Source organism: Natrinema sp. LN54, assembly GCF_052439245.1.
In the GTDB taxonomy this organism is placed as follows: Archaea; Halobacteriota; Halobacteria; order Halobacteriales; family Natrialbaceae; genus Natrinema; species Natrinema versiforme_A.
The window spans coordinates 317642-339151 of record NZ_JBQVRP010000005.1 but is presented as its reverse complement, the minus strand read 5'-3'; the positions used below and the strand labels follow the sequence as shown (position 1 = coordinate 339151).

General features: G+C 59.9%; 16 protein-coding genes and 1 pseudogene. 8 read left to right on the top strand and 9 right to left on the bottom strand.

Annotated elements, in window-relative coordinates:
• Window positions 1–27 precede the first annotated feature (27 nt).
• From ACT4ML_RS16850 to ACT4ML_RS16840, 3 genes are all read left to right on the top strand, one after another.
• Window positions 28–1416, top strand: coding sequence for an SLC13 family permease (locus ACT4ML_RS16850; RefSeq protein ID WP_444721905.1), 1389 nt, complete (start codon window positions 28–30; stop codon window positions 1414–1416).
• 986 nt (window positions 1417–2402) lie between these two features.
• Entirely contained in the window at window positions 2403–3245 is an 843-nt protein-coding gene (locus ACT4ML_RS16845) for a ParA family protein (RefSeq protein ID WP_444721904.1), read from the top strand.
• The gene (locus ACT4ML_RS16840; RefSeq protein ID WP_444721903.1) at window positions 3242–3721 is read left to right on the top strand and encodes a hypothetical protein; all 480 of its coding nucleotides are present in this window, start codon (window positions 3242–3244) and stop codon (window positions 3719–3721) included. The genes ACT4ML_RS16845 and ACT4ML_RS16840 overlap by 4 nt, the downstream gene beginning before the upstream one ends.
• 238 nt (window positions 3722–3959) lie before the next feature.
• On the opposite strand, the gene ACT4ML_RS16835 is transcribed toward ACT4ML_RS16840, so the two are convergent.
• Entirely contained in the window at window positions 3960–6374 is a 2415-nt protein-coding gene (locus ACT4ML_RS16835) for a PAS domain-containing sensor histidine kinase (RefSeq protein ID WP_444721902.1), read from the bottom strand.
• Between the two features lie 471 nt (window positions 6375–6845).
• On the opposite strand from ACT4ML_RS16835, the gene ACT4ML_RS16830 reads away from it, so the two are divergent.
• Complete coding sequence (locus ACT4ML_RS16830; protein WP_444721901.1) at window positions 6846–7529, top strand: hypothetical protein; 684 nt, start codon at window positions 6846–6848, stop codon at window positions 7527–7529.
• A 10-nt stretch (window positions 7530–7539) separates the two neighbouring features.
• On the top strand, window positions 7540–7773 hold the full coding sequence (locus tag ACT4ML_RS16825; protein ID WP_444721900.1) for a hypothetical protein: 234 nt from the start codon (window positions 7540–7542) through the stop codon (window positions 7771–7773).
• 50 nt (window positions 7774–7823) lie between these two features.
• Here ACT4ML_RS16825 and ACT4ML_RS16820 read toward each other — a convergent pair whose 3' ends face one another.
• From ACT4ML_RS16820 to tnpA, 4 genes are all read right to left on the bottom strand, one after another.
• Entirely contained in the window at window positions 7824–9506 is a 1683-nt protein-coding gene (locus ACT4ML_RS16820) for an acyl-CoA synthetase (RefSeq protein WP_444721899.1), read from the bottom strand.
• 296 nt (window positions 9507–9802) lie between these two features.
• Window positions 9803–10129: a TRAM domain-containing protein gene (locus ACT4ML_RS16815; protein ID WP_138247432.1), complete on the bottom strand. Its 327-nt coding sequence runs from the start codon at window positions 10127–10129 to the stop codon at window positions 9803–9805.
• Between the two features lie 257 nt (window positions 10130–10386).
• Window positions 10387–11643, bottom strand: coding sequence for an RNA-guided endonuclease TnpB family protein (locus tag ACT4ML_RS16810; RefSeq protein WP_444721898.1), 1257 nt, complete (start codon window positions 11641–11643; stop codon window positions 10387–10389).
• A gap of 1 nt (window position 11644) precedes the next feature.
• Window positions 11645–12037, bottom strand: a complete 393-nt coding sequence (gene tnpA, locus ACT4ML_RS16805) for an IS200/IS605 family transposase (RefSeq protein ID WP_444721897.1) — start codon at window positions 12035–12037, stop codon at window positions 11645–11647.
• Window positions 12038–12641: 604 nt separating this feature from the next.
• Here tnpA and ACT4ML_RS16800 point away from each other — a divergent pair.
• Window positions 12642–12935: a PadR family transcriptional regulator gene (locus ACT4ML_RS16800; protein ID WP_444721896.1), complete on the top strand. Its 294-nt coding sequence runs from the start codon at window positions 12642–12644 to the stop codon at window positions 12933–12935.
• A gap of 924 nt (window positions 12936–13859) precedes the next feature.
• Here ACT4ML_RS16800 and ACT4ML_RS16795 read toward each other — a convergent pair.
• A pseudogene (locus ACT4ML_RS16795) lies at window positions 13860–14423 on the bottom strand (alpha-L-arabinofuranosidase C-terminal domain-containing protein); the annotation flags it as partial.
• 168 nt (window positions 14424–14591) lie between these two features.
• A complete protein-coding gene (locus tag ACT4ML_RS16790; protein WP_444721895.1) occupies window positions 14592–15383 on the bottom strand; it encodes an IclR family transcriptional regulator in 792 nt (263 codons plus the stop codon).
• Window positions 15384–15637: 254 nt separating this feature from the next.
• Between ACT4ML_RS16790 and ACT4ML_RS16785 the strand changes: the two genes are divergently transcribed.
• Complete coding sequence (locus ACT4ML_RS16785; protein ID WP_444721894.1) at window positions 15638–16840, top strand: CaiB/BaiF CoA transferase family protein; 1203 nt, start codon at window positions 15638–15640, stop codon at window positions 16838–16840.
• Window positions 16841–16907: 67 nt separating this feature from the next.
• On the opposite strand, the gene ACT4ML_RS16780 is transcribed toward ACT4ML_RS16785, so the two are convergent.
• Window positions 16908–17861 (bottom strand): HpcH/HpaI aldolase/citrate lyase family protein, encoded by a 954-nt coding sequence (locus ACT4ML_RS16780; RefSeq protein WP_444721893.1) that lies wholly within the window; start codon window positions 17859–17861, stop codon window positions 16908–16910.
• Between the two features lie 145 nt (window positions 17862–18006).
• Here ACT4ML_RS16780 and ACT4ML_RS16775 point away from each other — a divergent pair, with 145 nt between their 5' ends.
• Entirely contained in the window at window positions 18007–19401 is a 1395-nt protein-coding gene (locus tag ACT4ML_RS16775) for a CitMHS family transporter (RefSeq protein ID WP_444721892.1), read from the top strand.
• Window positions 19402–20546: 1145 nt separating this feature from the next.
• Here ACT4ML_RS16775 and ACT4ML_RS16770 read toward each other — a convergent pair.
• A complete protein-coding gene (locus tag ACT4ML_RS16770; RefSeq protein ID WP_444721891.1) occupies window positions 20547–21311 on the bottom strand; it encodes an IclR family transcriptional regulator in 765 nt (254 codons plus the stop codon).
• Window positions 21312–21510: the final 199 nt, after the last annotated feature.

Below are 21510 nucleotides of genomic sequence, written 5' to 3'. Positions count from 1 at the left end.
TCTCGTTGTGTTGCCGAGCATCGGTCAATGAATCGATCGGAAGCGATCGAGGCGGTTCGGTCACCGATATTCGCGTTCCCCCTCGCTATTGCCGTCGCCGTCGCAACGTGGTTGCTCGCCTCGGGGTCGACGGCGACGATGCTCGCCATCACGCTCTTCTGTATCGTCCTCTGGGTTCTGACGCCGGTTCCGCCCTCGTACACGGGACTGATCGGCCTCGGGCTGATCGCCGTGACCTTCTCGACGGAGTTGGCGCTCGTCGGCTTCCGGAAACCGGCGACGTGGCTCATCGGGTTCGGATTACTGATGGGCGAAGCGACACGTCAGAGCGGCCTCGCGAGCGGGGTCGGACGGTGGCTCGCGACCAGAACCATCGGCGACCCGACCGAGACCGATTCGGTCCGAACCTACCGCCGACTGCTGCTCGCGCTCTCGATCGGTGCCCACGCGCTGGCCTTTCTCGTCCCCTCGGCGCTCGTCCGCATCCTCGCACTCGCACCGATCCTCCGCGAACTCGGCTCGCTTTTCGACTCCCGAGCGGCTCGAGTCGGTCTCTATCTCGGTCCGTTGTTCGCGACGTTTTACGGCTCCGCGGGCATCCTGACTGCAGACCTGCCGAATATCATCATCTCGGGCTTCAGTCAGTCGATCGCCGGACACACCATCTCGTGGTCCGAGTGGTGGCTCCACATGTACCCCGTCATGGGTCTCGCTCGCGTGTTACTGGTCATCGGGATCGTCTACGTCTTCTTTCGGCCGTCGGCCGACTCGAGTTTCACGCTCCCCGAGAGTGGGCCGACGGACGGTGCCGCCCAACGACGGATGCTGGCGTTCCTGCTCGTCGGCGCGTCGATCTGGGCGACGGATTTCGTCCACGGGTTCCATCCGGTGATCGGTGCGGTCGTCGTCGTCATCCTCGCGTTCCTGCCGACCGTCGGCGTCGCCGACTTCGACACCGCCGGTCGCGACGTTGATTTCTCGATCCTGTTCTTTATCGCCGCGGTGTTCGCCATCGGCGACGGACTGACCGAGACCGGATTCACCGATCGCTCGGCGACGTACCTGCTCGAGTTGATCCCGACGGACGGCTCGCTCGCGGTGATACTCGCCTCCGTCTTTTTCATCACGTTCGCACTCACCTTCCTGATGGAGGGGTTGGCCGTCGCGAGCGTTCTCACTCCGATCCTGATCCCCTACATCGACGCGGCGGGACTTCCGTTCACGCCCATTTTGTTGGCCGAGGTACTGGCGCTGAGTTCGTACTTCTTTCCCTACCAGTCGGCGGTCCTCATCGTCATTCTGACCGAGGGTGATCTCGAGACGCGGGAACTGATCGTCACGACGGTCGCGTGTTCGGTCGCGACGATCGTGGTCTTGCTTCCGATCCAGTTCGGTCTGTTTAGCGTCTTCTACTGAGAGGGGACTCCTCGAGCGGGCTCGCGTTCGGATCGAGCGAGAGTGAGGATTCGATCCCCCGACGGAGTTCATAGCGTTCTGTTTCGGCTATTCCTGTAGCCTATCCAGACAGGCTAACTGATCAGCCTAATTCATTAGTCCTCCTTGTAAGGTGGCCCCTCTCTCCGAACCAGCTGCTTCCGAATCTATCGATCGGCGACTCTGGGTGCGCGTTCTGCAGAACTCGAGCAGCGAGCGTTACCGAAGAGCGGGGATCGTGTCCCGGTTCACGACCGACCGAATCAGCCGATTCAGATGCGCGGACTCGCCCACCCATCGAGACCTCCTGTTCTCTCGGCGAGTTGGGTCCCTCGTTCGCATCGATCGATGCTTTCGACGTGAGCACCGATCAAACGCGCACTCGATCGCGAGCACGTCGATTAGGCTACCTCGTTAGGCCAACTAGTTATGCTTCTGAGTAGGGTTGGTTAGCAATCTGCTACCGCTGGCACACCGATACAGCCTACCCGATTCGATTTCCCTGATCGAAATGCCTGTTGGGGTAGGTAGGCAGGCCCGGCCGTTAGGCTTCAAAGTTAGTCTTACTGGTTAGGCCACCTAGTTATTCTGGCTGGCTCGTCTGTATTTCGATTAGGCCTACTGAATAGGCCAACCGAACGGACTTCTCGAGCCGAGGGCCGGGTACGAACCCTCTCTGTGGGCTACTCCGTTAGTCTCCCCAGTCGGCCTAACCGAATAGGTAGGCCGAATAGCCTATTTAGAAACCCTTCCTCGCCCCCTCGGTTAGCTTCGTCGAGCCTGCCAACTGCTACTCCTCTCCGTGTAGGCTACTCGGCTTTACCCGCCTGTCTCTGTCCTATCTTCTGGCTGGCGGGGCAACTACTTGCCAAACCCACTGTTTAGTTAGCCTAACTGGTTGGCCTAACCCGATGGCCTACTGGGTACGTATGGTGAAGTATTATATTCGGGAAGGCTAACTAACTCGTATGCTCACATATACGACCTACTCGGAGGCCGGCGGCGTCGGGAAGTCGACGATCGGTGCGGCGCTGCTCGAGGCCCACGCCAATCACGGACTCGACGTACTCGCGATCGATATGGACCAGCAAAACGGCTCGCTCACCTACCTCCTCGACGTCGACGCTCCCCGCGACGACAGTCAGGCGGATAACATCGTTCGGCACCTGATCGACCGACCGAAAGGACCGATCGAGGATCTCATTCACGAAACCGAGTCCGGCTTCGATCTCCTCCCGAGCCACAACATGCTCGAGAACCTCGAGGACCTGCTCAATCGCGCACAGCAGATGGCCGACGATCTCGGCGAGGGCGACGACTTCGATCCCTACGATCGACTTCGGCAGGTGCTCCTCGAGTCCAGCATCCCACAGGAGTACGACGTGATCGTCGTCGACCCGCCGGCGACCGCGGGGCCCCACCTCTACAACGCCGTGTCGGCCACGCGGAGCTTGGTAATCCCCGTCGAGCCCACCGGCAAAGGAATGCAGAGCGTCCTCGGGTTAGAAGAACTCGTCGACGGCCTCGAGGATCGACTCGAAGCCGAGATCGGTGTCCTCGCGGCCGTCCCGAACGGCGTCGGCCGAACGTCCGATCAGGAGCGGTACCTCACGGAGATCCGTGATCGGGGCTATCCCGCCCCGGTCGCGATCCGCGAGCGATCGTCGCTCTTCGAAGGCTGCTGGGATCAACAGTGTACCCCGCGACACTACGTCGAGGAATACCGCGACCGGCAGCGCGACCACGAGATGGAAACGCTCGAGAAGATCGATCAGTTGGCGACGGAGATCGAGGAGGTCGACGACCGATGAAGAAGGGCTCCGGGAGCGATCCGTTCGCGGAGGTCCAGGAGGAAGCCGAATCGGAACCGGACGCGAACGAAGAGCAGGCCGTCGACGACGAGTCCGATTCCGAACCGGCCCAGCCGGTCACTGAAGACGTCGACTCTCAAGCGGAGTCCGAGACGGATGGCGATCAGAACGAGGAGACTACCGCCGACTCGAGCGAGGCGGTCATCGGAGAGCCGCCCCAAAACGGTGCTGACGACGGCGGCGTTCCGTGGGTTTACGTCCGGGATACGGTCAAGCAGGACCGCGAGATGGTCCAGTTCTATCTCCGGGATTACGTCGTCGACGCGGAGGACGATTTCGTCGATGCGGTCAGCGACGAACTCGGGACCGACGTTTCGAAGACCGACGTTCGGGAAGCGGCCTACGAGGCGGCGATGCACAACGTCGACGAAGTCGTCGACCGACTCGAGGCGTGGGGCTTCGAATCGGAGGACTGACACCGCCCGTTGCCACCGTGAGTCTCGGGTGAAGGCGCACCCGTAAACGTGCGCTTGAATCGCGGGACGTTGACCGGAACGGGGATTACGTGCCTGCCGCCGACGGCGGCCAGAACGGAAGTCCACGCGAAAGCCAGTGTAGACTCACAGTCTGCACGTCATCAGACCTCGTCTGATGGAATCCTCAACGAAGCGAACGGTCCCGCCGTGAGCGAGTAGGGGGAGGGGAGGAGGTAATTTACTTATCTACTGCGGGGAGTGAGACTGAGAACGTCGTTCCATCGTCCGGTTCCGAATCGATCCATATTTCGCCCCCATGACGCTCGACGATTCGCTTGCACAACGCGAGTCCGATACCCGTTCCGTCGTGCTCCTCACGCGAGTGAAGGCGTTGGAAAATCTCGAAGATCCGGTCTTGGTCATCGGGGTCAATGCCGATCCCGTTGTCGCTGACCGATACGACCCACTTTTTACCGGCTCGTTCGGCCGAGATATGGACTTGGGGAGGCGCATCGCCTCTATATTCGATGGCGTTCTCTAGTAGATTCTGGAAGACCTGACGGAGTTGGCTGGCGTCACCCTCAACCTCGGGTAAGTCCTCACTCGTAATCTCCGCATCGTGCTCCTCGATCCGAAGCTGGAGATTATCTACAACACCGTCCAGAACCGTCTCTAGGTCGATTGGTTCAAAGGGGTCTCCCTGGGTCTCGACCCGGGAATATTCGAGCAAGCCGTCAATAATCTCTCGCATTCGGTCCGCGCCATCCACAGCGAAGTCGATGAATTCACGGCCATCCTCGTCGAGTTCGTCGCTGTAGCGTTCCTCGAGCAACTGGAGATAGCTGGATACCATCCGCAGTGGCTCTTGGAGATCGTGGGAGGCCGCGTACGCGAACTGCTCGAGGCGCTCATTTGACTCCTGTAACTTCTGCTCGAAGGTCTTTCGGTCGGTGATGTCCCGTGCCACACCGACCATCCGCGTCAATCCGTCTTCGTCTTGAATGGGCCGACCTGGGGCTTCGATCCAGCGCTCTTCCCCGTCCCGATCAATGCGAATCTCTTCGTATTTCGGCTCGCCAGTGTCGAGTGATTCTCTGATCTTCTCTTCGATCATCTCTCGGTCGTCGGGGTGGACGATCCCGATGAAATCGTCCCAGGTTTCGACTGTGGATCCGTATAACGACTCCGCCGAGGGATAGAAGGACGTCTGATCCTCGTCGATATTCCAGTCCCAGACGATCGCATCTGTGGCGTCGAGGGCGAACTCCATCCGCTCCCGGACACGCTGGAGTTCTCGTTCGCGTTCTTTCCGTTCAGTGATGTCCTGGACAGCGCCGCGGAGCGACACGATTTCCCCATCCTCGAGATCGGGTTCACCGATGACTCGGAGCCATCGCACCTCGCCAGTAGGCGTCTGGAACCGGGTTTCAATGTCGAAGGACTTGCCGGATTGGATCGCCTCATCGATAGCACGCTCAACGTTCGGTCGATCTTCATCGTGGTACACGTCCAATGCTTCATCCAATGGCGGCTCTTCATCGGATTGAATCGCTAAAATCTCGAAAAGATGGTCTGTCCAGAAGACATCGTGCGTGTCTGGGTCAATTTCCCACCCGCCGATATCCGCAACACGCTCCGCACGCTCGAGCAGATCGTACACTCGTTCGAGTTCCTGTTCGCGCTCTTTGCGCTGGGTTATATCTTCGAAGTACACGGAGAGTCCAGACTCGGAAGGATAAATTCGAACCATCGACCAGGTGCCGAGTGGCTCCGAGTACCGTTCAAACCTCATTGGTTCCTGTGTTGCTAAGGCCTCGTCAAACCGTTCGAAGATCGGGTCAGATTTGTCAACATCAAACACTTCCCACGGTTTCTGACCAACGAGTTTGCTGGCCGACTTCCCGATATATTCTTGCGCTTTTTCGTTCACATATTCATACTGGAACTCTTCGTCGAGTGCGTAGAAGGCGTCGTCAATTCGCTCGAAGACATCATCGAGTTCTTGTTCGAGTTGGTCAGTCTGTTTTTCGAGTTGTTGCTCGTACTCGCGCCGGTCAGTCATGTCTCGAGTGACTTTCGTGAATCCTTGAAGCTCTCCGTCGTCTCTGATGGCAGTGATCGTGACGTTCGCCCAGAAGCGCGATCCGTCTTTCCGAATCCGCCACCCTTCGTCCTCGACGCGGCCTTCGGCCGCAGCCCGTTCGAGGTTCTGCTCGGGAACGCCAGCGGCGATATCGTCCTTGGTATAAAACGCCGAGAAGTGCTGGCCGATGATGTCGTCGGCGGAATACCCCTTGATTCGCTCGGCTCCCTCGTTCCAACTAACGACCGTGCCCTCGGGATCGAGCATGAAGATGGCGTAATCCTTGACCGCTCTCACGAAAGCACTGAGCTGCTCACTGTCCGGATCGTGACGATCCACCTCGCCTCTCTCAGTGGACCACCACACCCGGGTGGAACCATTGATCTGTTTCGTTCGCAACTCTCCCTGTTCGGTAAGATCCCCCAGATACCCGCGTGCCGTCTGTGGGGGACAGTCCAGTTCTTGGATAATTTCCTCAACCGATACCGGGGTTTCCGGCTGTTCTAGTTGATTAAAGAATAACCGAATATCGTCAATAGCGATATCCGACGAAGAGTCCGAGGTTTCCATTGTCCTCTACTTACGGTGTGAACTAATAAGCCCTTGGCGGAGAGACGTATGCTCAGTATCGGCGGAGGCGTTGCCGCCAGCAGTCGCGAGCGAACGGAACTCTTTCGTCATCACGAGACGGCTCCGCCGCCTCGAACGACCGTGCTTTTCACCGAAGCTAAGCGGGAGCGAAGTTCCCGCGAGGTCAGAGAGAGAGCGTCGCTCTCTCGAGATTTTGCCGGGGCGAGACGGAGTCGCGCCCGTGGATCGAAAGGTGTTCGCGCCTTTCGTCATCACGGAAGACGCTATGCGTCTTCCGAACGACAGCGCAAAAGTTCGGTGTGCAGACGTAGTACCGAACTATCCGATCGCGTTTCAGGCGTTTTCCGAATACAGAGATTGTACTATTTACTAGGAACGTATCTCAGATACGAACCCGAGCACTGACGACCCGACGGCTGTCTTTCTGATGCCCTCGTCCGTCGCCCCGATATGGACGCCACTCGCGACGCGGTTCTGGACTGTCTCGGGTCGTTCCCCGACCGCCCCGATCCGGCCGTCAAGACCGTCTCGGTCTCGTCCGCCGACGGGTTCGAGCGCCGCCTCCTCGAGTACGAGGTCGAACCGGGGGACCGAATCCGGGCCTATCTGCTCGTTCCCGACGATATCGACGGTGAGTGCCCCGGGGTGCTCGCCGTTCACCCTCACGCGGGCGAGTTCGCCGTTGGGAAGTCGGATCCCGCCGGCCTGAGCGACACGAAAGCATACCATTACGGCGTCGAACTCTGCGAGCGCGGACACGTCGTCTGCTGTCCGGATCTGCTCTGTTTCGAGGACCGACGCCCGTCCGAGCGCGAACGGACGGCCGGGACGACCCCTTCGGGGGCCGACTACGAGAAGTTCGTCGCGATGGAGCACCTGTTGCGAGGCTCTTCTCCAAGCGAAGTATCTCTCGGACCTCGCCGCACGCTCGACGTTCTCGCGGGCCACGAACTGGTCGACCCGGACGCTATGGGGGTCCTCGGTCACTCGTTGGGCGGGCAAGAGGCCGCGTGGCTGTCGTGGTTCGACGACCGGATCGCCGCTGCGGTCGTCTCCAGCGGCACGGCACAACTCGCCGCCGTCCAGCGCGAGCGAATCACCACAACTTCGCGCTGTACGTCCCCGGCCTGTTGACCGTCGCGATATGGTGGACGTACTGGCGGACGTCGCCCCGACGCCGCTGCTGGTGACCCACGGCACCGAGAACCGAATCTTCCCGCCCGACTCCGTCCACACCCTCGCCGATACCGTTTCCGAGGCCGACGACGCCGGCGCTTCGGAGCGGTTCGAGACGCTCTTTTTCGACGGCGGCCACGAGTTCCCCGCCGACGTTCGCTCGAGCGCCTACGACTGGTTGGACCGCTGGCTCGATCCGTAATTCGGACGCGGGATGTGGTCACTGGAGTCCCGAGCCGCGATCGGTGCGTCTCACGCCGTCTCGGCGTCGTCTGCCGTCTCGTCTCGGAGTTCCGTCCGGCGGATCTTCCCGGTGACTGTCTTCGGGAGATCCTCCCGGAACTCGATTTCGCGGGGGTACTCGTGTGCCGACAGTTCTTCTCGAACGTGGGTCTTGATCTCCTCTGCGAGGCCTTCGGAGACCGTCGTCCCCTCGCTGGGAACGACGTAGGCCTTCACGATGTTGCCCCGCTCTCGATGGGGCTTCGGTACGACGGCCGCCTCGGCGACGGCCTCGTGTTCGCCCAGCGAACTCTCGACCTCGAAGGGGCCGATCCGGTACCCCGACGAGAGGATGACGTCGTCGGCGCGCCCCTCGAACCAGAAGTACCCGTCCTCGTCCCTGTGTGCGAGGTCGCCCGAGAGGTACCACTTACCGTCCGGTCCATCGACGAAGCAGTCCGCGGTCTTGTCGGACTTCTCCCAGTATTCCGCGAAGAAACAGGGGTAGTCCCCGCGCTGGGCGATTTCGCCGGTTTCGCCGGGCTCGAGCACCTCACCCGTTTCGGGATCGACGACGGCGGCTTCGATCCCGGGCAGCGGCTTGCCCATCGATCCCGGCCGGACCGCCATCGTCGGGTAGTTGTTGATGATCATGTTCCCCGTCTCCGTCTGGCCGTAGGTGTCGTGGATCGTGACGCCGAGGGTCTCCTCGCCCCACTCGACGACGCCCGCCGAGAGCGGTTCGCCGATCGATAGCGCGTGGCGGAGGTCGAGCGATACTTCTTCGAGGACCGATTCGTGCTCGCGGAGCATGCGGTAGGCCGTCGGGACCGAGAACAGGACCGTGATGGGATAGGTATCGAGGAGTTCGGCCCACGCCTCGGTTTCGAACTCGCCCTCGTAGGTGAACAGTGCGGTCCCCCAGAACCACGCACCGAGGGTGTTGATCGGTCCGGTTAGCCAGCCGAGATCCGCGGTCGACCAGTAGCAATCGCCTTCCCGTAGATCGACCGCATACTTCTGCGTAGCGGCGACGCCGGCGACCCACCGATGTTTGTGCAGGACACCCTTCGCCAGTCCGGTCGTCCCGCTGGTGTAGTACAGCAACGCGTCGTCCTCGCCGCCGGTGTCGGCCGGCTCGTACTCGCGACTCGCGTTCGCCATTTCGCTCCGGTAGCTCGCATCGCCGCGACGGATCCCCGTCCCGTCGTCGCTGACGACGATCACGTGTTCGACGGACGGGGAATCCTCGAGCGCGTCCGCGACCGTCTCGCGGTTCGCAGCGGTGGTGACGATCGCCTTCGCGTCGCAGTCGTCTAGCCGGTAGGCGATCCCGTCGGGACCGAACCGCTCGTTGATACCGCCGAAGACGGCACCTCGCTTGAGCGTCCCGACCAGCGCCACGTAGTGTTCGGGGATTCGTGGCATGTACGAGAACACGCGGTCGCCCCGTTCGATGTCGAGTCCCTCAAGGACGTTCGCGAACCGGTCGGTTCGGTCGGCGAGTTCCCAGAAGGTCATCGTCGTCAGCTCCCCGTCCGTGCCGACCTGATACAGCGCGACTTTCTCCTTGTTCTCGGCGTGGCGGTCGCACACCTCGTGTGCGATATTCAACGACGAGGGAGCGTCCCAGTCCGCCGCGTCGTAGATCTCGTCCCACGAGAACGCCTCGCGAGTGTCCTCGTAATCGGCCATATTGTGACTCTGTGGCATACACTACGGGTGGCTTCGTTCTCGGCAATAATTGCACCGGATGGTTGCACACTCGCTTCTGAGGAGAAAAACTCGCGGAGTGGCGACCCCGCTTCGAAAGCCCGGTTTCCGCGGGTGAGGGCAGTCTCGAGAACACTGGCTACAACTGAAAATAGGTCACTGCTCGCGGTCGCCGTTTGTCCGTCGACTCGAATTCCCGACTGATCGCTTCGAAGGCACGTCCCGTCTCGCCGCTTGGCTCTCGATTGGCAAGAGCGATCGGCTGTCTCGCCCGCCTGTCGCGAATACCGTGCCAGCTACGACCCCGTTTCGACGAGGTCCGCTTCCCCGTACGTCTCGTCGACGGTCGTCACACGGACCGTTGCCTCGATCGCCGCGATGTCCGCCTCGAGGAAGAGGACGAACCCGCTTTCTGTCTTGCAGACGAGCGTGCCGTCGGCTTTCTCGTCGACGATATCGACGGTCACCTCGTCACCCGGTTCGGGCTTGCCGCCCAAGGACTCCCCGCATCGCCAACAGTCGGGATCGTACTCCGTGGCCCCTTCAGGAGCGTTGTTTGCCCCGCAGCGACGCGTATCGCATTTGATGAACGAGTCGTGTTTTCTCGGCTGGTAGCGTCCCACAGTACTTCGTCTGTACCGTCTCCTAAAAGCATGCCGCTCGTTCAACGACGTCGGATTTGGTCTTATTCGAACGAAGTCGGTCTCGAACCCTTGCCCATCAGTATCTGACAAGCCTGAGATTGAGGTGAGCGACGATGTCGGCGATCAGCTTACGGTGGTATCTCTCAAGAAGGCGAGGGCCTGTCTCGGAGCGGATCGGTGCTGGGTGACATCCTCCGCGCCGTGAACGGCGCGGCTTCCCTGCATGGGAATACCAGTTACCTACCGGAAGTGGGTTCCGACCCGTCCTCTCCGAGCGTCATCTGCCGTGGTTGGCTCTGCTCGGTGGGGGTCGTGGCGCTGTCACAGGCACTCCTATCCCGTGAGATGTCATCGCCCGTCGGTTTCAGCGGCAGGCTCTCACCCCACGGATCGTGGCGGTCAGCGATGGTGACCGCCGCGTTAATGTCTGCGTGATACTCCGTGACCCAACACTCGCCGTTTTGGCACCGGAACTCGTCGCCGTCCCGATGCCCGATGTGCCCGCACTCATGACATGTCTGACTCGTGTAGGATGGCTCGATGTACTCGATCGGGATGCCAGCCTCTCGCGCTTTATCCTCGATGCGCTCCTGCAAGCGAGCGAACGCCCATGCGTGGAGGCGTCGGTTCATCCACTCCCCATAATCGAGGTTGTCGCGGATGTCCGAGAGGTCTTCCAGTACGATGACTGGCTTCTCAAAGCGTTGGGCGTACTCGACGCCACGTCGAGACGCCTTCTCGATGATGTCAGTGAGTGCGTTCTGGTAGTGGTCGAATCGGTCGTCAATTCGCCACTGGGCGGCGTCACGCTCTTGGAGTCGCTTCAGCGTCGTAAACATCTCTTTGCGAAGGGAACGAGCGCGTCCGCCGTTGATGAGCAGTGGATCAGTCGGAGTGCCCTGCTCGCAGGCACAGCCCGCGAGCAGGTGTGCTTCGCCAATGTCGAAGCCGACTGGTGTTACATCGTCGTCGGCCGGTTCGTAGTCCGGCTGTTCGACAGGGAACTCGACGGTGACGTGGAGCGTCCACGACGTGCGGTGACGTTGCAGGCGGAGTTGCCCTGCTGACGCCTCACCATCCAGAAGGTCGTGCCACAGTCCCTCTTGGGCGGGGTTAATCCGAAGTGGAATCCAGAAGTTCGTCCCGCGACCGGGCTGTGGCACCCACCACGTGAACTCGTAATCGCGTTCCGACGAGTGATCGAACTCGGCGGCTTGGTTGGTGAGTCGCACGGGATGGTCGTCGTCCAACTCCTGTGCATCGTAGGTGCCGTGGAGTTGGGGGACATAGTTGCACAGGGCTGCTTTCGCCTGATACGGCAGGTCGTAGGGCGTCACCACGTCGCTGGTGGCGGTCATCGTCTCGCATCCTGCCTCGAACGCCTCGTGGAGTCCTGCCCGGTAGCTATTGAGCAGGTCACACAGTTTGCGCTCTTTGTGAGCAGTCGGCGGGACGAGCGTGGCCTCCAGCGTTTTCGTGGTTGTGGCGGTCATGCTACTGGTCGGCCACGTAGTTCATCAGTACGTCAATGATCACCTGTCCGGTCGTGGCAAGGAAGTACCCCGGTTGCCAGAACGCATCTTCGAGATGGTCTTTCACTTCGGGGTACTCCTTGCGAATCCGGCGCGAGGTGACACCCTTGAGCGAGTTGATGAACTTCGTGAGTTCTGTGGTGGGTTTGGTCGTGAACAGGATGTGAACGTGGTCGGCCCCGCCGTCCACGCTCTTGATGTCGGCCTCAAAGCCGTCTGCAATCTCGTGAGCGACTTCGGCTACGCGCTCTAACCGCTCATCTGTGAGGATGTCGGCTCGATACTTCGTGACGGTCACGAAGTGATATTGGAGCGCGTAGACTGTGTGCGGCCCAGATTGCAGGTGATACTCCATTTGGCCTCATCAAATATAAAATACCCAATTCCAATAATTCTTGTGCCGTTGGGTATTCAGCGGGGCAGACCGAGTGGATTGTGGCACCGGGATTACGCGATTCACGCCCGCTGTGAACGGCGGAATTTTCTCGCTGGAAGAAGATAGACAACCGTATCCCCCCGCCGTTGGTACGTCGGACGTAGTGATAATTAATGCTACTGGCTCTGTACTGAGGTAACACGATGCTACCGACTCGAATTTCTCTCCTATAGACCGTGATGTGTCCCGTTTCGTTCCCGTGCGACTACTGAATTGGGAGCCGCTGTTGCTCGACTCGACTCTCTATCCGCAAACGAGGGTACAGTTTCCCAGCGCCGCCGACCTCTCCGCGATAGGTGACGAAACTCGTTGCCCCGAGCGTAGCTATTCTTCGGAACGAGACCGATACGTCTCTCGAGAGTCGTTCTCGAGCAGTTTCGATAGAATAGTCGTTGACTACGTGACTCACTCTTTCGGGACTCATTCAATCAGTCGTATTCGAGCCGTATACTAGTTTAGTCCATGATATCTTCCGCTCACGTATTCTCGGAATCCTTATCTGCCGATAGACAGAAATTCCGATATGTACGATCTCACTGGCTTCCAGCGAGACTTGCTATACACGATCGCCGGGCAGGACGAACCGCACGGACTCGCGACCAAGGAGGAACTCGAGGAGTACTACGAAAAGGAGATCCACCACGGACGACTCTACCCCAACCTCGACACCCTCGTGGATAAAGGGCTCGTCGAGAAAGGCGAACTCGACCAGCGAACGAATTACTACACGGTCACGGCCCGCGGGCGACGGGAACTCGAGGCTCGTCGCGAGTGGGAAGACGGATACGTTGGCGAGTTGCTCGCCGACTCCGAGTAAGAGAGGGCGTTGTTCGTCCCGGGGTGGGACACTGTCGGGTCTCTCGGACGCCGATCTGCAGTGGTCGGCATCGAATCGGGACCGCTGATCGCGTCTTTTCTACGGTCTCCTCGAGGGACCTCGCGGCCGACTCGATCCGTAGCTCCTTCGCAGCCGGTCGCAGCTCCGGACCGGTGCATTATTTCGACCAGTTGCGGTGTTCCGACTGCAGTCCGTCCTGACCAACTACCAGATTGAAATACTATTATAATATTTGAGTGTTGGTGGATCAAGCGGCCTTCGTGATCGGCCATGACTGCTTCTTCGAAGCCGATCGACAACTCGAGACTGACCGTTGTTCGATTGTGTTGCGAGCGATAACTCGGGGATCCTTCCAGTGGAGGACGCTACCGCTCGTACGTCACTGTCGATATTGAAACGAATGATACGTGGGTTTATGGCGGCTATAAAATCCCGATTGTGGTGATCACTCGAGAAACCAATCAGAAATTCCATAACCGATGCGATGCCGATGCCATCCGTTTCTCGTCGATTCAATACTGCAGTTCAGTCGCTTCCGCCATCGCTACCGGCATTGGTTTCGAGATAAAAACTTCGGATACCGACGATCGCTGTAACGCTTCATATCTAAATAGTACACCATAAATACCATATTTATTACCGCTTCAGAATCGCTCGTCTTTCGATCATCGATATGGAGATCCAGCGTGATGCCTAGCCGCATTCGTCAACCGGTCCGTCGGTCCGTTCGATATCTCTATCTGTCTCTCGTTCTGTATGACAACCGATAGCTCGTCTACGGATGAGCGTCCGCGATGGTCTTACTGCTCCCAGCGGTCGATGTCACGACCGAATCCGACCCCCTCATCGGATTTCGACGACCGAAAACGGACGGCTCGGCGATCGTTAGCGATCTGTTGTGAGCTACTTAATCGAGATGCCGGCTACCGTTGAGGAGGGGAGATCGGCTATCAGCGACCCGCTGTCGACCGTCACGTCGAGGTCGTCGGCGGCGACCGTCGCCGCGGTGTCGGCGTCGACTTCCGTTTCGGGGGCTTGATCCTCGAACAGTATCTCCGCGTCGACGGCATCGGGCTCGAGTGCCATTCCCTCGAGGGACACTTCGACCGTATGCGTCTCGCGACAGTCGAGGTTCGTAACGGTGACGTAGGCCTCGTCACCGTCGGTCGATGCGGACGCTCCGACGAGGGGCAGCTCCTGATCGTCCTCGAGATCGCGCACCGGCGTCTCGACGGACGTCTGGACGGCCTCGTTCCCCTTGTGCGGCGCGTACAGGTCAAAGACGCGGTAGGTCGGACGCGCCCAGGCCTCGTCCGCGTCGGTCTCGATGAGACACTGCAGGACGTTGACCGTCTGTGCGATGTTCGACATCGTCAAGATGTCGCTGTAGTGGTTGAAGATATCGAGGACGGCCGCCGCGGAGAGTGCGTCGAGGACGGTCCCCGGCTGCTCGAGTCCGTTGTCGGCGTTCCGTCTTCTCCGTCTCCGTCGGTTGCCGCTCGAGTTTCCGGCGGCAAACGGCGGAGACCGAATGATATTTTACCCTCATATGTATGTAATGGGAAGGGCCGATAGCTGAATCGCGGGCAATTCATAATAGTAACAGAGAGTCGGTACCCGAGAATGGCAAGGAATTCAAGAATGAGCGAGGTTCAGTTCGATTTCGTTGGTCACACTTCGCAGTGTCTCGACCACTTGTGACGTTTTTCCGGTATCGTTCATACGATGAGTCGGTCCGGAAACGGTACATGCTCCGATGACGTTCTCCGAGACGGACATCACCGGGACGGAAACGGCGAATAGCTTCTTCGTACTCTCCGACCGATTCGTCGCGTATCCTCGCTCTCGGATTTCTGCTAGTTCGTCGTTGAGCGTCTCTGGATCGGTGATCGTGTTCTCCGTCGCCGCTGGAAGCCCGTGGCGCTGTACGATCTCGTCGACGCGAGCGTCGGGCATGAACGCGAGCATGGCCTTCCCCGACGCGACCTGATGGATCGGGAGCTGCGCGCCGACTCTCGTTCGGAGCGACACGCCCTGATGGCCGACTTCCTTGAAGACGATGACCGATTTCCCGTTCGACTCGACCATGTATTGGGCGACCTCCTCCGTTTTGTCGGCGATCTCGGCGATCTTCGGCTTGATGATGTGCTGGCCCTCGAGTTGCTCCCGAACCAGCCCGCCGAGATCGAGATAGCCGAGTCCAAGACGGAACTCGTCATCATCCCGCTCGACGAACCCCTGCGCTTTGAGCGTGTTAAGGTGCTTGTACACGTTCGCTTTCGAATGCCCGGTCAATTGGGCCAGTTCGCTGACTTTCGCCGTCCGTTCTCGTTTGAGTGCCTCGACGATCGAAAGCGACGTGTCGACCGCTTTGATCGTGTTCCTGCCGTCTCGATCGCCGGTTCGGCCCGGATCGTCCGTCCCCATATCGTCCCGGTCTTCCGTTGCCGACTATTTAGTAGTTACTCCCAGTTGACCGATTCGATATATAATTCACAGCGTGAAACGTGACCAGTCGTCGGAGCGACGATACCGAACGAGCGTGCTGGGATCGGCTACGGAGTCGCCGTTCCCTCGGCGGAAGCCGGACGATATCGTTCGAATCCATCGATTCGCACAAACGTTTATTACCGTCCCTGTTCCACGTTCAGGCGGCCTGACTACTGGAGGATACGAAACGCATGCTCGATACTATCACCGTCTTAGACGTGACGCAAGTCGTCTCGGGATCGTTCGCGTCGATGACGCTCGCTGACATGGGTGCCGACGTCGTGAAGATCGAACGACCGACGGGAGGAGACGTGGGCCGTCACAACCCGCCCTACGTCGGCGATTTCAGCTCCTACTTCGCATCCGTCAATCGGAACAAACGATCCGTCTCCCTGAACCTCAAGAGCGACGAGGGCGCAGCGCTCTTTCTCGAGTTGGCCGAGGAAGCGGACGTGGTCGTCGAAAACTTTCGGCCGGGGGCGATGGAGCGGTTCGGAATCGACTACGAGACAGTCGCCGAGCGGAATCCGGAAATCGTCTACTGCTCGATCAGCGGCTTCGGGCAGGACGGTCCCTACGCCGAGTACCCCGCGCTCGACATCATCGCACAGGCGATGTCGGGGAACATGAGCATCACGGGACCGCCGGATTCGAAACCGTATCGCTCGGGCATCCCGATCGCCGACATCGCCGCCTCGATGTACGCGGTGCAGGCGATTCTCGGGTCGCTCTTCCGGCGCGAACGGACCGGCGAGGGCCAGCGAATCGATGTCTCGATGCTGGACTGTATGCTCTCCTGGCTGACCGTCCGGGCCGGCTACACCTTCGCGACGGACGACCCGTATCCGCGGATGGGAAACAAACTGGACGAGTTCGTCCCCTACGGCGTCTTCGAGACGGCGGACTCGCATCTCGCGATCGTCGTCGTGCAGGATCACCACTGGGAGAAATTGTGCGCCGCTATCGATCGCCCCGAACTCGCGACGGACGACCGCTTCCAGACGACCGAACAGCGGCGTGCGAACCGGGACGAACTCGAGTCGATTCTGGAAGACGAACTAACTGCACGGTCGACGACGGAGTGGTTCGACGTGATGGCTGATCACGGCGTTCCGAGCGGTCCGATCTACGATACGAAGGAGGTCTGGGACGACGAGCACGTGAAACACCGAGAACTGCGCTCCGAGATACGGATGGGCGACGAGGAACTGTCGGTGATCGACCATCCCGTGAAGTACGACGACGACACGACGGGGATCACTCGAGGCGTTCCTCGCGTCGGTGAAGACACGTACGAGACGCTCGAGCGGATGGGATACACCGAGGCGGAAGTCGCGGCGTTGATCGAGCGCGGCGTCGTCGGGTCACCGGAGACGGCTCACCCCGACCGATAGGGTCGAACCGGTCCTTCGGTCGTGATGATTTCTACTGGTTGTGCTGCTCGCGATCCGGCATCGTTGCTCAGTCCGACGCGTACTCGAGGTCGTTTAGTCGCTCCGCGACATCGTCGTCCAGTTCGTCCCGAAACGCGACCGCACGCCGGAGGTGCTCCCGGGCCGTTTCGAGGTTCGCCGTATCGATCATCTCGCCGCGGTAGCGGATCGCGCTCTCGCCGAGATCGATCGCGTCCTGCAACGCTGCGTAGAGGTCGATCCAGTACTCGACGGTCTCGCTGTCGGGCGTGAACTGATCGTTCGCGTACTGGACGTGCGACGGGTGAACGACGACGTATCCCTCGTATCCCATTTCGCGAGCGAATTCGATGTCCTCGACCAGCCCGTCGTGATCGTCGATGTCGACGTACGGTCCGGCGAGCGGGTAATCGATACCCGCGGCTCTCGCGTCGAGCAGCGCCTTCTGCCGCATGTGTACTGTCTCGAGGCCTTGTCGACCCGGCCCCGTCCAGTCGAACCGGAGTGCACGGTTCGTATCCGTTCCCTTCGTGGCCCCGCACATGATGGACGTGACGCGGTCGGACGCGAGACAGATCTCGTAGCACTGTTTCATCGCCCGTGCCGTTTCGATCGTCACGAGGAGTTCCGTGCTCCCGATATCCAGCCCCTCGCGCCGCTCGATATGCGTGAGGACGGCCTCGAGTTCCTCGATATCCGCGGGGGTCGCGACCTTCGGGACGACGAGCCCGTTCGGCTCTCGGGGGACGATCGCCTCGAGATCTCGGGTGACACTGTCGGCCGACGCGTTCGGATGCCCGTTGATACGGACGAAGACGCGTTGGCCGTCGTCTCGAAGCGTCGGGACTGCGTCCGAGACGTCGTCTCTGGCCGCGGCCGTTTCGGCCGGCGGGACGGCATCCTCGAGGTCGATGATAACGAGGTCGGCCCCATTAGTCGCTGCACTGTCGATCCACTCGGGACGATTGCCGGGTATGAACAGCGCTGAGCGGGTCGGTTTCATACGCTCCGAACTATCTATTCGTCAGACCATATGTACTTCGGTGGGGACGATATCGGCGGGAGATCCCCGTCTCGGGGCGTCGCTATCCTCAGTGAGTGAATGACTACCAAAATAATTATGAGGGTAGATGGGATAGTCCCACAGGATGTTAGTTAGCATCACACAATCGCTGCCAGTAGTGCCGTTGCAACTCGACGGGACCGGGCTCGGTATCATCGGCTATCTGGTGATCGCGCTCATTCTGGTGTTGATCATCGGGAAGATTACGTACGTGGTACCGACCCTGATCATCGTCCCGGTCCTCGGCGCGCTCGTCGCCGGATTCGGGCCGTCGGAACTGGGGGAGTTCGCGGCCTCCGGGCTGGGTGGAATCGTCGAGATCACCGCCATGTTCGCGTTCGCCGTCTGGTACTTCGCGATCATGCGGGACAGAGGATTGTTCGATCCGCTCGTGAGGCGAGTCATCCACGTCGTCCTGGATCGACCCGCGCTGCTGACGTTCGGAACGGTGGTCTTGGCGGTCGCGTCACACCTCGACGGGGCCGGTGCGACGACCTTCCTCATCACGATTCCGGCGCTCCTGCCGATCTACGCGGCACTCGATGTCGATACGAAGATTCTAGCCGCGCTGGCGGCGTTGAGCGCGGGGACGATGAATCTCGTCCCGTGGGGCGGTGTCACGGTTCGAGCGATCGGCTCCGTCGATGCTGCGACCGTCGGAAACGTTTACAATCCGCTGATACCGGCACAGATCGCGGGATTCGCGACGATCCTCCTGATCGCGTACTACTTCAGCCGACGGATCGACACCGACCTCGAACTCTCCGAGAACGAACGGGAGCGACTCGTCACGGAAGCGCTCGCCGGTGACGAGACCGATCTCCGGACCGACGGCGGCACGGAACTCGAGACCGGAGTGAACCGGCGCTGGTATTTCAACGTCCTCGTGACGGTCGCGATTATCGCGCTCCTGATGCTCGACATCACCAGTCCGGCGATCGTCTTCATGATCGGACTCGTGATCGCCCTCGTCGTGAACGTTCCGGACTACGAAGAACAACGGAACATCCTCGAGGAGTACTCCTCGGACGTGATGACCTACGTCGGAATTCTCCTCGCCGCGGGCGTCCTGCTCGGCGTTCTCAATGAGACCGGAATGATCACCGAGATGGCGAACATCTTGGTCTCGATCGTCCCCGATTGGATGGGATCGTACATGGCCGCGCTGGTCGGACTCATCGCGATGCCGGCGAGCCTCGTCTTTAGCCCCGACGCCTACTACTTCGGCGTACTGCCGGTGTTAGCCGAGACGGCTCAGGCGTACGGTATCCCCGAAGTCGCGGTCGTTCGCGCGTCGCTGATCGGGCAGATGACGGTCGGGTTCCCGATCTCGCCGCTGACCGGTGCGACGTACTTGCTGATCGGACTCGCCGACGTCGACCTCGGCGAACACATCAAGTTCACCTTCCTCTGGGCGTGGGTCGTGTCGCTGGTCATGCTGACGGTTGCCATCCTCACGGGCGCGATTCCGCTGTTCTGAACCACGTACCCTTTCTCCGTCGGTATTGATACGGATTTCGGCTGATTCAGACGATGCCAATCGTTTCCAGCTCTGCCGCTCGATTCGTTCGAGACCCGATATCGGCCGGGTGATGGCCCGTAGGTATTGATCGGCAACCGTACGTTTAGTTCGCCGTTTTTCTGTCCGGGGCGACATCTGATCATCCTGTTCGAATCGATTTGAGCAGTGACCACTACGCCGTGAGTGTGGTCGGCACTCGCCGCCGATGACTTGAGCGACACGAACACACCGGCACGACCGATAGTTTGGTATGTCCCTTCTTCGCGAGTACTGCTGCTGCCAACCGACACCTTCGGTGCTTGAGTTCGGCCGTGGTTCGACGACCGATTTCGAAGACGTTCAGAATAGTTACTAGGGTAGTTATCACTTTACTATACTACTCACCATCTATAGTAATTCAGTATCGCTCGAGTACGGCTGCCGTCCAGAGTTCGGTATGAGAGGGCGGTATCTGGCCGACAACTGGAGCCGAATCGGACCGCACTGCAGTCAATGAACCAGCGTGCCCGACGTGTCGATCGACGGTACGGGTATCCGTTTCTCTTGATCCAGCATCGACCAAACAGATACTACCGTTTTATTCGGCTCGAAGATGAAATCTACTTCGATATTATTGCTACACGACGAGGAGCATACCACACTGACGATGGCACAGCCCTCGCTGAGATAGCACTCTACCGCAACGTTGAACTCTCCGACCGCGGGCTTTGGCGTCGATACGGATACCGCATGGGCTGGGTCCTAGCAAATATTTGTGATAAGTTATACGAGAGGCTTCCTATCGGATCTAAGACTATTTTGAAACGGTGAGCCACTGATTGCCGTACGCGGTACCAGAACGATACGTACTGCCGGTGTTCCGGCGAACGGTTCGTCCGAGCACTGTCGTGTACTGCACAGCCTGAATTACAATCCAGCCGTCTCACGTTCGGGAGTTGGTATCCTGAAGCCGTGAGCGTTCCGTAGTGGTGAACGACCGAACGACGAACGCAGATGAATTACAGGTATATGGGTGTAAATAGAAATAGCGTCTGAGTGAATTTGTCGGTTCCGCGGCGTCATATCGCTCCATCCCGACGGATCGTTCCGTAAGAGCGAACGAGTTAGCTGTAGGTCGTCCGAATCGCGATGACGCGAGCGCTCCGTTGGACCTGTTTCGGCAGCTCGTCTTCCGCGGCGCGGTCGTCGATGCGGGTCGTCGGCACCGAGACGCTGATCGCCCCGAGCACGTCGTTCTGGTCGGTGACGATCGGTGCGCCGACCGCTCGCATGCCGATGATCCGCTCCTCGCGGTTCAGGGCGTACCCCTGTTCGCGAACCGTCTCGAGTTCGTCCCGGAACGCCTCTCGGTCCGTGATCGTGTGTTCGGTCTGTTCTGCGAGTCCGACGTCGTCGAGGTAGGCCTCGAGTTCGTCTTTGGGCAGGTTGGCGAGGTAGCACTTGCCGACCGCGGTACAGTGGAGATCGACGGTGCTGCCGATGTGGGAGTCCGTTCGGACGGCCTGTTCGCCGGCGGTCTGGTAGATGTAGACGCCGTGGTGGCCCTCCGGGACCATTATCTGACACCGCTCACCGGTCATCTCCGCGAGCTGGTCGGCTTCCGCCTTCGCCGACTCGTAGAGGTTGTACCGCGACCGCGCGTGGTGGCCGAGCTCGAGGAAGCGCAGTCCGACGCGGTAGGTTCCGTCGACTTTGACGACGTGTCCTATCGACTCCATCGTCGACAGATGACCGTGTGCGGTGCTCTTCGACACCGACAGCGCGTCGGCGATCTCGGTCACTCCAGCCCCCTCGTTGTGCTGGAGGTAATCGAGAATCTCGAAGGCCGTCTCGACCGATTGGATGCGTTCGGATTCGTGGGCTGTCATTGCAGACACCTACTCGACCGACCCGCAAAGTTCTTTCTAGGGGAACGGCGGTTCGCTACCCCCGAACGAGACGGCCGGTTCGTTGAATCCCTGTCTCCGATGTGAGCGCGTAGCGCCGAGATTCCGGGATGGCGAATCGGCCGCCGTTTCGACGTTACGCCGCGGAATCAGCGGAGTGAATACCTTTACGTATCGGTGG